The 13,009-nt window shown below is 65.8% G+C and carries 12 protein-coding genes and 1 pseudogene; 8 read left to right on the top strand and 5 right to left on the bottom strand.

What is annotated here, in order from left to right; all coding sequences use genetic code 11:
* The 3 genes from ABYB95_RS07475 to ABYB95_RS07465 form a co-directional block, all read left to right on the top strand.
* Window positions 1-288, top strand: a 288-nt coding sequence (locus ABYB95_RS07475) for a TrkA C-terminal domain-containing protein (protein ID WP_372657851.1), incomplete at its 5' end; no start/stop codon positions are given.
* 2 nt (window positions 289-290) lie between these two features.
* On the top strand, window positions 291-1,763 hold the full coding sequence (locus ABYB95_RS07470; protein ID WP_372657850.1) for a TrkH family potassium uptake protein: 1,473 nt from the start codon (window positions 291-293) through the stop codon (window positions 1,761-1,763).
* A 9-nt stretch (window positions 1,764-1,772) separates the two neighbouring features.
* The gene (locus tag ABYB95_RS07465) at window positions 1,773-3,233 is read left to right on the top strand and encodes a TrkH family potassium uptake protein (RefSeq protein ID WP_372657849.1); all 1,461 of its coding nucleotides are present in this window, start codon (window positions 1,773-1,775) and stop codon (window positions 3,231-3,233) included.
* Window positions 3,234-3,390: 157 nt separating this feature from the next.
* Here ABYB95_RS07465 and ABYB95_RS07460 read toward each other — a convergent pair whose 3' ends face one another.
* The 4 genes from ABYB95_RS07460 to ABYB95_RS07445 all read right to left on the bottom strand — a co-directional run bounded on the left by ABYB95_RS07460 (window position 3,391) and on the right by ABYB95_RS07445 (window position 6,522).
* On the bottom strand, window positions 3,391-4,095 hold the full coding sequence (locus ABYB95_RS07460; protein WP_372657848.1) for a glutathione S-transferase N-terminal domain-containing protein: 705 nt from the start codon (window positions 4,093-4,095) through the stop codon (window positions 3,391-3,393).
* A 222-nt stretch (window positions 4,096-4,317) separates the two neighbouring features.
* The gene (locus ABYB95_RS07455; protein WP_372657847.1) at window positions 4,318-5,220 is read right to left on the bottom strand and encodes a c-type cytochrome; all 903 of its coding nucleotides are present in this window, start codon (window positions 5,218-5,220) and stop codon (window positions 4,318-4,320) included.
* 42 nt (window positions 5,221-5,262) lie between these two features.
* Window positions 5,263-6,009, bottom strand: coding sequence for a hypothetical protein (locus ABYB95_RS07450; RefSeq protein ID WP_372657846.1), 747 nt, complete (start codon window positions 6,007-6,009; stop codon window positions 5,263-5,265).
* 135 nt (window positions 6,010-6,144) lie between these two features.
* Window positions 6,145-6,522 (bottom strand): cupin domain-containing protein, encoded by a 378-nt coding sequence (locus ABYB95_RS07445; protein ID WP_372657845.1) that lies wholly within the window; start codon window positions 6,520-6,522, stop codon window positions 6,145-6,147.
* Window positions 6,523-6,659: 137 nt separating this feature from the next.
* Between ABYB95_RS07445 and ABYB95_RS07440 the strand changes: the two genes are divergently transcribed.
* The 5 genes and pseudogenes from ABYB95_RS07440 (at window position 6,660) to ABYB95_RS07420 (ending at window position 11,545) form a co-directional block, all read left to right on the top strand.
* On the top strand, window positions 6,660-9,425 hold the full coding sequence (locus tag ABYB95_RS07440) for a LuxR C-terminal-related transcriptional regulator (protein WP_372657844.1): 2,766 nt from the start codon (window positions 6,660-6,662) through the stop codon (window positions 9,423-9,425).
* Between the two features lie 320 nt (window positions 9,426-9,745).
* Window positions 9,746-9,835, top strand: a pseudogene (locus ABYB95_RS07435) (transcriptional regulator); the annotation flags it as partial.
* 190 nt (window positions 9,836-10,025) lie between these two features.
* Window positions 10,026-10,460, top strand: coding sequence for a rhodanese-like domain-containing protein (locus ABYB95_RS07430; protein WP_372657843.1), 435 nt, complete (start codon window positions 10,026-10,028; stop codon window positions 10,458-10,460).
* A 56-nt stretch (window positions 10,461-10,516) separates the two neighbouring features.
* Complete coding sequence (locus tag ABYB95_RS07425; protein WP_372657852.1) at window positions 10,517-10,861, top strand: YchJ family protein; 345 nt, start codon at window positions 10,517-10,519, stop codon at window positions 10,859-10,861.
* A gap of 33 nt (window positions 10,862-10,894) precedes the next feature.
* Window positions 10,895-11,545, top strand: a complete 651-nt coding sequence (locus ABYB95_RS07420; RefSeq protein WP_372657842.1) for an HAD family hydrolase — start codon at window positions 10,895-10,897, stop codon at window positions 11,543-11,545.
* Between the two features lie 22 nt (window positions 11,546-11,567).
* On the opposite strand, the gene ABYB95_RS07415 is transcribed toward ABYB95_RS07420, so the two are convergent.
* A partial coding sequence (locus tag ABYB95_RS07415) for an ATP-binding cassette domain-containing protein (RefSeq protein WP_372657841.1) occupies window positions 11,568-13,009 on the bottom strand: 1,442 nt, incomplete at its 5' end.

Genomic DNA, 13,009 nt, shown 5'->3' with positions numbered 1-13,009 from the left:
GCCGTGCACAGCCTGCGCCGAGGTGCTGCCGAAGCGCTCGAAGGCATTGCGCGCGGCGACTTCAAAACCTCCAAACTGGTCGGGCGCCGGGTGGAAGAGGTCAAGCTGCCCAAGGGCGCGCGCATCGGTGCCATCGTGCGCGGCGACGGCAAGAAGTCCGAGGTGCTGATGCCCCACCACGACCTCCTGATCGAGGCGGACGATCGCATCATCATCTTCATCCCGAACAAGCGCCTGGTGCGCGATGTGGAAAAGCTGTTCCAGGTCGGCGCCACGTTCTTCGGTTGACCATGCCGCTGCTGCGCGTTTTTCCTACGCTGGGGGCGATTCTGATGGTGTTCGCCCTGACCATGCTGGTGCCCATGGGGGTGTCGCTGTGGATGCACGATGGGGCCGGGCACGCCTACCCGCTGGCGATGGGGCTCACGCTCCTGGCGGGTCTGATGATGCGCGCCACCGTGTTGCGCGTGGGCCGGAATCTGGATTTGCAAGCCCGCGACGGCATTTTGCTGGTGGGCCTGGTCTGGACCATTCTGCCGGTGTTCGCCAGCCTGCCGCTGCTGGTCTACTTCGCCGAAGTCGGCACGCCGCTGTCGTTCACCGACGGCTACTTTGAGGCGGTTTCGGGCCTGACCACCACCGGCGCCACGGTCTTGTCGGGCCTGGACCGGCTGCCTGGCTCCATCAACCTCTGGCGCTGCTTGCTGCAATGGTTGGGCGGCATGGGCATTCTGGTGCTGGCGGTGGCGATTCTGCCCATGCTGGGGGTAGGCGGCAGCCAGCTGTTCCGGGCCGAGGCCACCGGCCCCATGAAGGACGCCAAACTCACGCCGCGCATCACCGAAACCGCCAAGGGCTTGTGGAGCGTGTACTGCCTGGTGTCTCTGGCCTGTGTGCTGGCCTACTGGCTGGGGGGCATGACGCCGCTGGACGCCTGGACCCACATGTTCGCCACACTCAGCCTGGGCGGCCTGTCGTCGCACGACAGCAGTTTTGCGTACTTCCAATCGCCCGCGCTCGAATGGGTGGCGATTGTCTTCATGCTGCTGGCCAGCTGCAATTTCGCGCTGTATTTCATGGCCCTGACCAAGCGCCAGCCCATGCGCATCTGGCGCGACCCGGAGTGGCGCGGCTCCATGCTGCTGCTGTTGGGCTCGGGGGTGTTCATCGCTGCGCTCTTGCTGATCAAGGGCACCATGAGCGACCCGGGCGAGGCCTTGCGCACCGCCTTGTTCAACGTGGTTTCGATCGGATCGACGACCGGATTTTCCACCGTGGACTACACCGCCTGGCCGGTGTTCGCGCCCATTTACATGATCATGCTCTCGGGTGTGGCCACCAGCGCGGGTTCGACCGGGGCCGGCATCAAGATGGCGCGCATCGTCATCTTGCTCAAACAGGCCAAGCGCGAGATGTCGCGCATCATCCACCCGCGCGCGGTCAACCCGGTCACCCTGGGTGGGCAGGCGGTGGAGCACAGCACGATTTTTTCCGTGCTCGGCTTCATGCTGGTGTACGGTGGCACCATCATTGGCCTGACCATGGTGCTGCTGTTGACCGACATGCCTTTCGACACCGCTTTCAGCGCCGTGGTGGCCAGCGTGAACAACATGGGTCCCGGCCTCAACGAGGTGGGGCCGGCCAGCAATTTCGCGGGCCTGAGCGATTTTCAAACCTGGATCTGTGCCTTGGCCATGATCCTGGGGCGGCTGGAAATGCTTTCGTTCATGGTGCTGTTCACGCCCGGCTTCTGGCGCAAATAGACGCAGCCCATGTACAGCCTGCTGCCCGTTCTCGCTCTCACCTCGCGCATCCTGATCGCGTTCTCGTTCGCCTTTCTGGTGCCGTTGGCCTGGGCCTGGACGGAAGACCTGGAAGAGCACCGCTTTGTCTGGGAAGGCGCTTTCCTGTTTGCGTTCATCAGCGGTTGCGTGGTGCTGGCGCTGACCCAGCGGTTTCGCCGCGAGCTGTTGCCCAAAGATGGCTTTTTGCTGGTGAACCTGGTCTGGCTGGTGTTGCCCGCGTATTCGGCCGTGCCCCTGATGTTCACCGTGCCCGACATCAGCTGGACGCAGGCCTACTTCGAGTCCATGAGCGCGCTCACCGCCACCGGGGCCACGGCGCTGTCGGGCCTGGACCAGTTGCCGGTGTCGGCCAACATCTGGCGCTGCTTTCTGCAGCTCATTGGTGGCCTGGGCATCATGCTGCTGGTGGTGGCGGTGCTGCCCTTGCTGGGTCTGGGCGGCGTGCAGCTCTACAAGGCAGAAACGCCGGGCCCCATGAAGGACACCAAGTTCACCCCCCGCATCGCCGAAACCGCGCGCGGCCTGTGGCTGGTCTACTTTCTGTTTTCCGCCCTGTGTTTTCTGGCCTACCGCTGGGCCGGCATGGGTTGGGCCGATGCCTTCATGCACATGTGCACCACCATGGGCCTGGGCGGTTTTTCTTCGCACGACGCCAGCTTTGGCTACTGGAATTCGCCGCAGATCGAGGGCGTGGCCATTGTCTTCATGACACTGGCGGGCGTGAGTTTCATGCGCTACTTCATCGTGCTGCGCTCGCTCTCTGTGCGTCCGCTGCTGGTGGACCGCGAGGTGCGCACCTATGTCAGCGTGCTGGTGGCGTGCTCGCTGCTGGTGGCGGTTTTGCTGGTCGGGCACCGGGTGTATCCCGACTGGACCGACGCCCTGCGCGCCAGCGCCTTCCACGTGCTCTCGCTGGCCACCACCACCGGTTATTCCTCCACCGACTATTCCCACTGGCCGGTGTTTGCGCCGGTGCTGCTGCTGTTTCTGGGCTGCTTTGTTTCGTGTGCGGGTTCCACCGGCGGCGGCATCAAGATGGTGCGCATGATTCTGCTCATCAAGCAGGCGCGGCGCGAGCTGGTGCGCATCATCCATCCGCGTGTGGTCAACCCGGTCACGCTGGGCGGTGGCGTCATCCCCATGTCGGTCATGAACGCGACCTTTGGTTTCATGCTGATATACGGCGCCACCATCATGGGCCTGACCATGTTGCTGCTGTTCACGGGGCTGGACATCGTGACCGCCTTTTCGGCGGTGGTGGCCACGGTCAACAACATCGGCCCGGGGCTGGGCGCTGTTGGGCCGGCCAGCAACTTTGGCGTGTTGAGCGACTTTCAGATCTGGGTGCTCACCTTTGCCATGTTGTTGGGGCGCCTCGAACTGCTGTCGGTGCTGGTGCTGTTCACCACGCAGTTCTGGCGGAAGTAGGGCCCACCCCGAGCCGGGCCTGCTGCGCGGCACGGCGCCCCCTCCAGGGGGCGGGACTGGCAGTCCGGCGGAGCCGGAACTGCGGTGCCCTGGCCTTGAGTCCCAGGCGCTCGATGGAATCTGGTGGTGGCAAAGGTGCAGCTTTTGCGGGCTGCTCCTAAGGTGCTGACGGAATCAGCAGGCCTTTGGCGACGGCAGGCCGCGCCGCAAAGGCGTCGAGCACGCGCGCCAGTTGCGGAAAATCGCTGAAGCCCACGATGTCGCCCGCGCCGTAAAAGCCGACCAGGTTGCGCACCCAGGGCCAGGTCGCCATGTCGGCAATGGTGTAGTCGTCGCCCATGATCCAGTCGCGGCCTTCCAGGCGCTGGTTCAGCACACCCAGCAGGCGTTTGGTTTCGGCCACATAGCGGTCGCGCGGGCGCTTGTCTTCAAAGTCTTTACCCGCGAATTTGTGGAAGAAGCCGAGCTGCCCCAACATCGGGCCCACGCCGCCCATCTGGAACATCAGCCACTGCAGGGTTTCGTAGCGGGCGGCGGCATCTTGCGGCAAGAACTGCCCGGTTTTTTCGGCCAGGTAAATCAGGATCGCGCCCGACTCGAACAAGGCCAGCGGCTGGCCGTTGGGTCCGTTGGGGTCGAGCACGGCGGGGATCTTGTTGTTGGGATTGAGCGAGAGGAATGCGGGCGACATCTGGTCGTTGCTCCCGAAGCTGACCAGGTGCGCTTCGTACGGCAGGCCGGTCTCTTCCAGCATGATCGACACCTTCACGCCGTTGGGCGTGGGCAGCGAATACAGCTGCAGGCGATCCGGGTGCTGGGCGGGCCATTTTTGCGTGATGGGGAAGGTGGAAAGATCGGTCATGCAGGCTCCTGGGCGTGGCGCACGGTAAGGGGTTGAAAAAGCACAGCACCCATTGGACACCGCAGGGCCATTCCCCCAGGACGGTCAAGCCTTTGCGCTTTGTCGTATGCACTCGCCTGCGCCCGCAGGCCGCGACAATGAGCAGACCTTGTGGCGCTGGCGCGGTGAAGCCCCTTTCCCGCATGGAACCTGCCCAGGTCTTCCGCGTTTCGGCGCGACCGGTCAGCGCTGCCCGGCAGCCACCGGCGGCAGGCGCTTGAGGTGCGCGTACAGCGCCAGGGCGTCGGCTTCGTTCAGTTCCCGCAGCGAGGCGAAGGGCATCACCGGGCTTACTTCGCTGCCATCGGGCCGCCGACCGCTGCGCAACATCGCGATGAACTGTTCGGCGTCGGCGTAGTGCACCATGGCGCTGCCATCCCCAGGCGTCAGGTTAGCCGCTGCTGGCCAGCTCGGTGGCGACCCGGGGATTCTGCCCCCCGACAGCCGCGCGCCATGGCAACCGATGCAGGTATTGGCCACGTAGGCACCGTGCAGTTCCGACCCGTCGGCCAACAGTTCGGGGGTGGGCGGCAGCCGGTGGTCGATCTTTTCGGCCGCATCCTGGATCAGGCCGACACCGTACAGCGCTTTCACCAGCGCGGGCACGCGAGCGCTGAAGCCTGGGCCTTCGGCTGGAGGCAACTGCCGCACATAGGCCACCAGCGCGCCCAGGTCGGTGTCGGTAAGGCGGTTGTAGTCTTCGCTGGGCATGACGAACAGCGGTCTTCCATCGGGTTTGATGCCGTGGCGCAGGGTGCGCACCCAGTCGGTGGCGGTGTAGGCGTTCACGAGACTGTTGGGGCCTGAGCTGATGTTGGGCGCGTGCACCATCAGGCTGCCGTCGTCAATGAAGGTGCGCCCGGCACCGTTCGCGCCATGGCATTCGATGCATCCGCGACTGGCATACAGGTAGCGGCCGCGTTCCATGCTGAAGCTGTCTTGCGGAATGGCCACGGCTTGCACGGCCACCTCGATGTGGCGTTGCGCCTTGCGGTCACCCAGCCAGGCACCCAGCGCCAGACCGGCGGCGCCAAAAACGGCCAGGCCCAGCACGCCGGCCAAGCTGCGTCGGATCCACGGTTTCATGGGAATCTCCTGATCGAAAAAAAGGGGCGTCAGTTCAGCTATTCAATAGTGAACCAGACCGACGTATTGAGGCAGGCCGAGAGCATGGGCCAATGGGCCCCACTCGTCGTCGCGGAGCCTGGGGCGCACGGTATCAATGACGGCGGCAAACGCCTGTGGCGGTGCATCGGCCTGCATCTCGCTGAGCAGCGCAATGCGCTCGTCCGGGTTCAGGGCCGGCGCCATCCAGCGCACGATCTCCAGCATGTCGGTCGGCGCCAGGCTGGCCAGCAAACGATCGTGCAGCGCGCGCAGCTGTGCGTCGCTGCGGTTGGCCCAAAGCAAGGCGTTGAGCGCGGTTTCCTCGGCGTGCATGTGCTCAAGGTTTTCCGCGACAAAGAGCGCCAGGTGGCGGTACAGGCGCAGCGCCTGTTGCGGACGTTGCCTCGCTTCGGCCCGGCGCAGTTCACGCAGCCCATGGCGCAGTTCGGCGATGGAGTCCAGATGGCCGCTGTGCTCGTCGGAAATGCCCAGGGTACTGCCGGGCTGGCAGGCCTCCAGTTCTGGGTGCATGAAGCTGTTTTCGTGTGCCACGTGGGCTTCACACATGGTCAGAAGGGCGTCGAACTGGACCAGCGTGGGTGTCATCTCAGCGGGATCGGCCAGGCCCATGCGGCCCACGCGTTGCAGCGTGTCCGTCATGAAGAATCGCAGCGCCTTGTGGATGGGCGCGTACAGGTCCAGGCGCGGTGTGGATGGCGAAGCGGCCAATGCCATTTTTTGAGAAGAAGGGGCGGCGAGTGTGGTCATGGGGTTTCCTGGTTTGCGGTTGCATGAGGGCGGAACCGCAACGTGGTTGCGGGGCTGCCACGGTGGGTCAAGACAGGCGCTCAGTGTCTGAAACCAGGTCCGTGCGTGCATCGCCCAAAGGAGCCATTGGCCGTGTCACTTTGGACCATGGCGCGCAGGTGCCGGTTCTTGCGTTCCCACCGCTGCGGGCGGCTGTGTGAACACCCACAGCAGTAGCAACGGCAGCGTGCCGGTATTGGTCACGGTGAAGATCTGGCCGGCGGGCAGCAGCAGCGTGCAAGGGGCCACAAAGCGCATGGGCCCCCCGTCCACCCAGACTTTTCCACTGCCAGCACCTGGTGCCACCAACACGAGTTCGCCGGTGTGTTGCAAGGTGGTTGTGGTTTTGCCGGCTGGCAGCGCGTGCTGCCAGACACCGAACCCGTGCACGCCGCAGCGGGCGTCGGCGGCCACCACGCCGCTGTCGCTGCCCAGTTGCCAGTGGGGGGCATGGGCGTGCAGGATCACGCGCATCGTGGGCCGGTATCGCAGGGGTCGAGGGCGAGGTGCATGGCGCAAGCGTGGCGCGTGGGCCAGACCAGCGCATCGCCCAAAAGAGCCATATGCGAAAGCAATTGAGCGCCGACCAAAGCTGTCGCAGAATCCGGGGCATGCGTTCAACGGTCGAATTGCCTGACTTTGCGCAGGCCAAGATCCGGCCGCCGCAACTGCGAACCCATCTCGTGGCCCGGCCCGGGCTAGAGCAGGCGTTGCTGGCTGCCTTGCCCCGTCACCGCTTGACCCTGCTGGTAGCACCCGCGGGCTATGGCAAGACGGCGGCTTTGGCGCGCATGCTCTGCCATTGGCCTGCTGAAGCGGCGTTGGCCTGGATCACTGCCGACGAAGACGACCATTTGCAGCGGCTTCTCGCTTGCCTGACTGCGGCGCTGGAGCCGCTGGACCTGCCCTGGCGGGTGGCGCCCGAGGCGCTGGGCACGCTGGCCCAGGCTGATGGTGGCTTGCGCGGCGTGGCCAACGAACTGATCAATGCGCTGGCTTCGGCTGAGGTGGCCCAGGGCTTGATCGTGATCGACGACGCCCACAGCATCAGCGATCCGCGCGTGTTTGCGCTGCTGCAGGCGGTGCTGGACCACCTGCCTGAGCACTGGAGCGTGGCGATCGCCAGTCGGGTCGATCCACCGCTGTCGCTGGCGCGCTGGCGGGTCAGCGGCGAACTGGCCGAGTTCCGGCGGACCGAGCTGCGCTTCAACGCGCAGGAAACCGCAGCCTTGTCGGTCAGCATGGGGCTGGGCGATATGGACGCGCAACTGGCCGAACTGCTCACGCTCACCGAGGGGTGGGCGGTGGGGCTGCGTCTGGGTCTGTCGGCGCAGGCCAATGCCCGAGGTGGTGGGTCGTCCGCACGGGATGTGCGCGCGTGCAGTGGTACGGCGCACCGCCATCTGTTCGATTATCTGGCCAGCGAAGTGCTGGACGACATGCCGGACGATCTGTGCCACTTCCTGTTGCGCTGTTCCGTGTTGCCCGAACTCAGCGCCGAGCGTTGCGCCCATGTGAGCCAGCTGCCGCAGGCCGCCTACTGGCTGGAAGAAGTGGAGCGCCGTGGCCTGTTTGTCACCGTGCTCGATAGCGAAGATCTGACCTTGCGCTTGCACGACTTGTTCCGGGATTTCCTGGAAAGCCGCTTGCAACGCGACCACGCCGACCAGGTTCCCGCCCTGTTGTGCCGAGCGGCCGAGCACGAGCCCGACCTGACGCGTGCGGTGGGCTATCTCTTGCGAGCTGGGGACTGGGATCAGGCCACCCGGCGGCTGGTCGAAAGCGGGCCTGAGCTGATCGCGCGCGGGGGGGCCCCGGCGCTGGATCAGATGCTGGACCAGTTTCCCGGCGGCGAGCTGGCCGCGCGGCCCGATCTGCACCTGCTGCGCGGCATGGCCGCATTCCCGCGTTTCGACTTCGACATGATGTCCACCGAAATGCTGCAGGGCGCCGAGGGCTTGGCCCAAGCGGGTCGTGCCAGCGAAGTGCCGCTGGCACAGGCCTTTGCGACCCTGGGCATGATGAGCAGCGGACAGGTCGAGGCGGCTGCCGTCATGCTGGCGCGGCTGGTTCTACAGCCCTTGCCGCCCGACCAGCAGGCCCTGGTCCGCTATGCCTGTGCCTGGTGCGCCTTTGCCCAAGGGCGGTCCGACGACGTGGCACCCCACCTGGTCGCCATGGTGGAAGGACTGGAGCGCTGCGCCGATGTACAGGTCGGGAATGGCTGTTTTTTCCTCAGCATGCTGGCCGGCTTTCCCGGTGCGCGGCCGGCGCTCATCCGCTTTGCCGACTGTGCGTTGCGCCTGAGTGGCGATCAGCCCAGCCAGTTGCGCGCCGGAGCTTGGCACCTGCGCACCTGGCTCGCGCTGGAAGTGGGCGACCTCGCTGCTGCACTGCAGCACCTGACCCGGGCCGATGAAGACGTGCACTGGCTGGGCCGCCCCCGTAGCCTGATGACAGAGAGCTGGATGAGTCACACCTTGCTGGACGCCCTGCGAGGTGATGCCGCAGCCTGTCATGCCGCCGCCCACGAAAACGCGCGCGACATGACCGAACACTCGCTGGCCGCCAACCGCTTGACGCACGAACACGCGGTGTTGTTTGCCCATGTGCGCGGCTGCTGGATCCTGGGCGATATGGTGGCGCTGCGTTCAGCCGCTGCTCTGCTGGCGCGCACCGGCAATGTCTATGAATGGGCCTACGCAGAGTCTGAGCGTCAGATGGGCCGTGCGATGGTGGCACTGGCCGACGGTGACCTGGCGCTGGCCCACAAGCTGTTGCAGCCACTGGCGGCGGGCGCTGAAGGCTCTGTGTACTTCGTCACCACGCAACTGCGTTTGATGCTGGCCGATGTGGCCTGGCGCCTGGGTCGGCACGACGAAGCCGCCGCCATCCTCAGGCCTTGGTGTGCCCAGGCGCTGGGTGGTGGCGAAGTCGGGGGTGCGCTGATGGTCGGGTCTGAGGCGTTGCAGCGACTGGCCGCAGTCGACTGGGGCACCCACCTTGGCCCGGGCGGAACCGCCTTGTTGCAGCAATTGGCGCAGCGGTTATCCGGTGCAGCCCAGCCGCTGGCACCTGACGGGCTGCCTTTGGAGTCGGTCGGTGGAGCCGTTGCCTATCCGGGCGCTGGGCACTGGCGCCGTTGCGCCGACGACCCGACCAGCGTGCTCACCGAGCGCGAGCGCGAGGTGCTGGCCCGCATCGCCGCGGGTGACAGCAACAAGCTCATTGCCCGCCGCTTCGACCTCAGTCCGCACACGGTCAAGCGCCATGTGGCGAACATCCTTGGCAAGCTTGACGTGACCACACGTGGTCAAGCCGCAGCTTGCTGGCGGGGCTTGCCGACCGATCAGGGGAAGGGCCCGTTGCAGCGGTGACAGGGGATGGCGGACTGGGCGTTTGACGCGATCGTGGAGCGCGTCGAACCCGAGCCCCTGTTTTCGTACCGTTGGCATCCGTAGTCCGTCGACCCCGAGATCCACGACGGACAGGAACAAGGCACGGTGGTGACCTTCACCCTGAAAGACGCGGGCGACGGCACGCTGCTCACGGTGGTCGAATCCGGCTTCGCTCAGTTCCCGCTCGAACGCCGCCCAGAAGCCTTCAGCATGCGCACGCAGGGTTGGGGAATCCAGTTGGGCAACGTGCAATGCAATGCCATGCCTGTACGCCCTGACCCGGCGCTGCCGGGGCTGGAGATTGCACCCGTGTTTTCGCGCTGGGCGACCAGACGCGCCTGCGCCTGATCGCCGTTTTTTGCGCGGGTGGTGCGCTCTCCATCGCGCAAAACTGAAGCTGGCGCTGGAGCCGGGCGAGCTGCCATGAGCGCGGCAGCTTGGGGCAGCAGGGCAGGGGCCTCCGTTCTGCTTCACGTGCTGCTGGCAATCGGGCGCTACCATCGGGGTTCAGCTCCCCGCGCGGGCCTTGCCCGCTCTGGCGCTTCGACCCGCAAACCCGCTTTTCGACAGGAGACCACCATGCCCATCACCAAAGGTTTCCGCACGCTCGTGGACGAAGCCACGGCCCAGATCACCACCTACAGCGTGGCCCAGGTGCGCGAGCGCCTGGGCAGCGACCCGACGCTGCAACTGGTGGACATCCGCGACCCGCGCGAACTTGAACGCGAAGGCACAGCGCCCGACGCCTTGCTGGCGCCGCGCGGCATGCTCGAATTCTGGGTCGACCCCGAGTCGCCCTATTTCAAACCCGCGTTCGGCGACGAGAGCAAAGAGTTTGTGCTGTTCTGCGGCGCCGGCTGGCGCAGCGCCCTGGCCGCCAAGGCCTTGCAAGACATGGGCATGCGCAACGTGGCCCACATCGACGGCGGTTTTGGCGCCTGGCTGAAAGAGGGCGCCCCCACCGAAAGCCTGGAGGCGCGCAAGGCCCGGCACGCAGCGTCCAAACCGGCGTGAGCACGGCGCCTGCCACCGCCTGCCCCTGTGGCCGCAGCGATGCGCGCCGCCGTGCCATGGCCTACGCCGCCTGCTGTGGCCGCTACCTGGACCACGACACCCCCGCCCCCGACGCCGAAAGCCTCATGCGCTCGCGCTACAGCGCATACGCGCTGGGCCGCCGCGCCTATTTGCTGGTCACCTGGCACCCCAGCACCCGGCCCACCGATCTGGATCTGGCGCTCGACGTGAAATGGCTGGGGCTCGATGTGCGCGAGCACCGCCAGATCGACGCCGACCACGCCGAGGTGGCCTTCGTCGCCCGCTCGCGCCAAGGCGGCCGAGGCCAGCGCATGCAAGAGCGCAGCCGCTTCGTGCGCGAAGGCGGGCGCTGGCTGTATGTGGACGGCGACCTCGCCTGAACCTTTTCAACCTATTTGCAGAAAGCCACCCCGATGTTCGAAGCCGTGTTGTTCGATTGCGATGGCGTGCTGGTCGACAGCGAGCCCATCACCAACGGCGTGCTGCGCCAAATGCTGAATGAAGCCGGCTGGGCACTGAGCCAGGCCGAGTGCATGCACATCTTCATCGGCAAGGCCGTGCGCGACGAGCGCGCGCGCATCGAACGAGAGACCGGCAAGCCGCTCACCGAAGACTGGATGCGCGCCTTCTACGCCCGGCGCGATCAGCGCCTGCGCGCCGAACTGCAAACCGTGCCCGGCGCGCTGCAAGCCGTGGCGGCGGCCCACCGAGGCACCAGCGGACGCATCGCCTGCGCCTCGGGCGCCGACCGGCCCAAGGTCGTGATGCAGATCCAGATGGCGGGCATGCACACCTACTTTGGCGACCGCATCTTCAGCGGCCACGACCAGCCACGCTCCAAACCCTTCCCCGACGTCTACCTGGCCGCCGCCGCCCACCTGGGCGCCGATCCTGCGCGCTGCCTGGTGATTGAAGACACAGCGACGGGCGCCCAAGCCGGTATTGCCGCCGGTGCCACCGTCTGGGGCTATTGCCCCGAAGGGCATGGCAGAGCGTTCGACGGGCTGACGGTGGCGCGGGTGTTTCGGCACATGGATGAGTTGGCGCAGGCCTTGGTTCTTTGACTGCGACCGCCGCCCGCAGCGGTCATTGCGTCATGTGGTCTACGGGCATCAACGCCCAACCTTCGGCGCCCGCGACCAGTAGATGGGTCAACCCCAGCTGGCTCAGAAATGCCTGATCGTGCGAGGCCACGAGCAGCGCGCCGCGATAGCCCGTCAACAGCGTTTCCAAGGCCTCCAGCGATGGCAGGTCCAGGTGATTGCTGGGCTCGTCCAGCAGCAGCAACTCCGGTGGCTCATTGGCGTAGAGCACGCAGGCCAGCGCAGCCTTGAGGCGCTCGCCGCCGCTGAGCAATTCCTGTTGAACGGCGACTTTCTGCGCGCCCAGTCCGAGTTGAGCCAGTCGCATGCGCAGCTCGCCTTCGCCAAGCGTGTGATTGATGTCCTGCAGTTGCTCAAGCACCGGTCGCTGCTTACCCAGGCCGTCCAGGCTCTGGTCTAGATAGACCATGCGATTCGTGATCCTACAAATTCCTGCCAAGGGTTCAATCCGACAGGCGAGCACCTTGAGCAAAGTGGACTTGCCGCAGCCGTTGGGTCCTACGAGGCCGATGCGCTGCTGCCCCGTCACCAGCAGGCTGATGTGCCGTGTGGCTTGCGGCACAAAGGGTAGAACCACCTTGTCCAATGCCGCTACCTGACGTTGAGCGATCCCGGTGTTGGAGGGTGCATGCAAATGGATGTGCAGTTCGCTGACGACCTGCGCCGCGGCTTCGCGCATGCGTTGCGCGAGTTCAAGCTGCGTGCCGGCTTGCTGCCGGCGCAGCTTGCCCATCGACTGTTCGCTGCGCTCCTTCTGCCGGTCAAGCAGGATCTTTGCCTGATTGGCCTGCTTGCTGTTGCGGGTTCCGCGCGCCTGTCGTTTCTCCTGGCGCTCGCGCTGTGCGCGCATTGATTGCTCCTCGCGCCGCCGGTCGAGCCGGGCACGCTCCAGTTCGGTGAGCGCATTCTGCTGCTCCTGTGCCTTGGCCTGCGCATAGAAAGCGTAGTTGCCACCGTAGCTGCGCAAGCCCAGTGAAGACAACTCGACGATGCGTTCCATGCACGCCAGCAACTGCCGGTCATGGCTGATCACCAGCAGTCCGCGCAGCCAGCGGTGCAACCAGCCGATCAAGGCCTGGCGGCTCGGCTGGTCGAGGTGGTTGCTGGGTTCGTCCAGAATCAGGACGTCCGCATCTGACAGCTGCGCGCCGATCAAGGCCACGCGCATCGACTCGCCTCCGCTGAGCGCAGTGGCGGGCGTATCCGCATCCAAGTGCTTCAAGCCCTGGTGTTCAAGGGCATGGTCAAGCTGATGACGGATGTCCCAACGGTCGCCGACCGCATCAAAATGCAGCCGCGCGGAACTACCGGCCTCGATGCACTTCAGCGCATCCAGCACGCCGCGTACGCCAGCAAGATCAGCCACCGTGGCGTCTGCAGCCGGGCCAAGCTGTTGGGCGAGGTCGACTTCGACGGCACGCCGGC

The organism is Hydrogenophaga sp. (genome assembly GCF_041633695.1).
In the GTDB taxonomy this organism is placed as follows: domain Bacteria; phylum Pseudomonadota; class Gammaproteobacteria; order Burkholderiales; family Burkholderiaceae_C; genus Hydrogenophaga.
The sequence above is the reverse complement of the archived record's forward strand: the minus strand, read 5'-3'. Positions and strand labels throughout refer to the sequence as shown.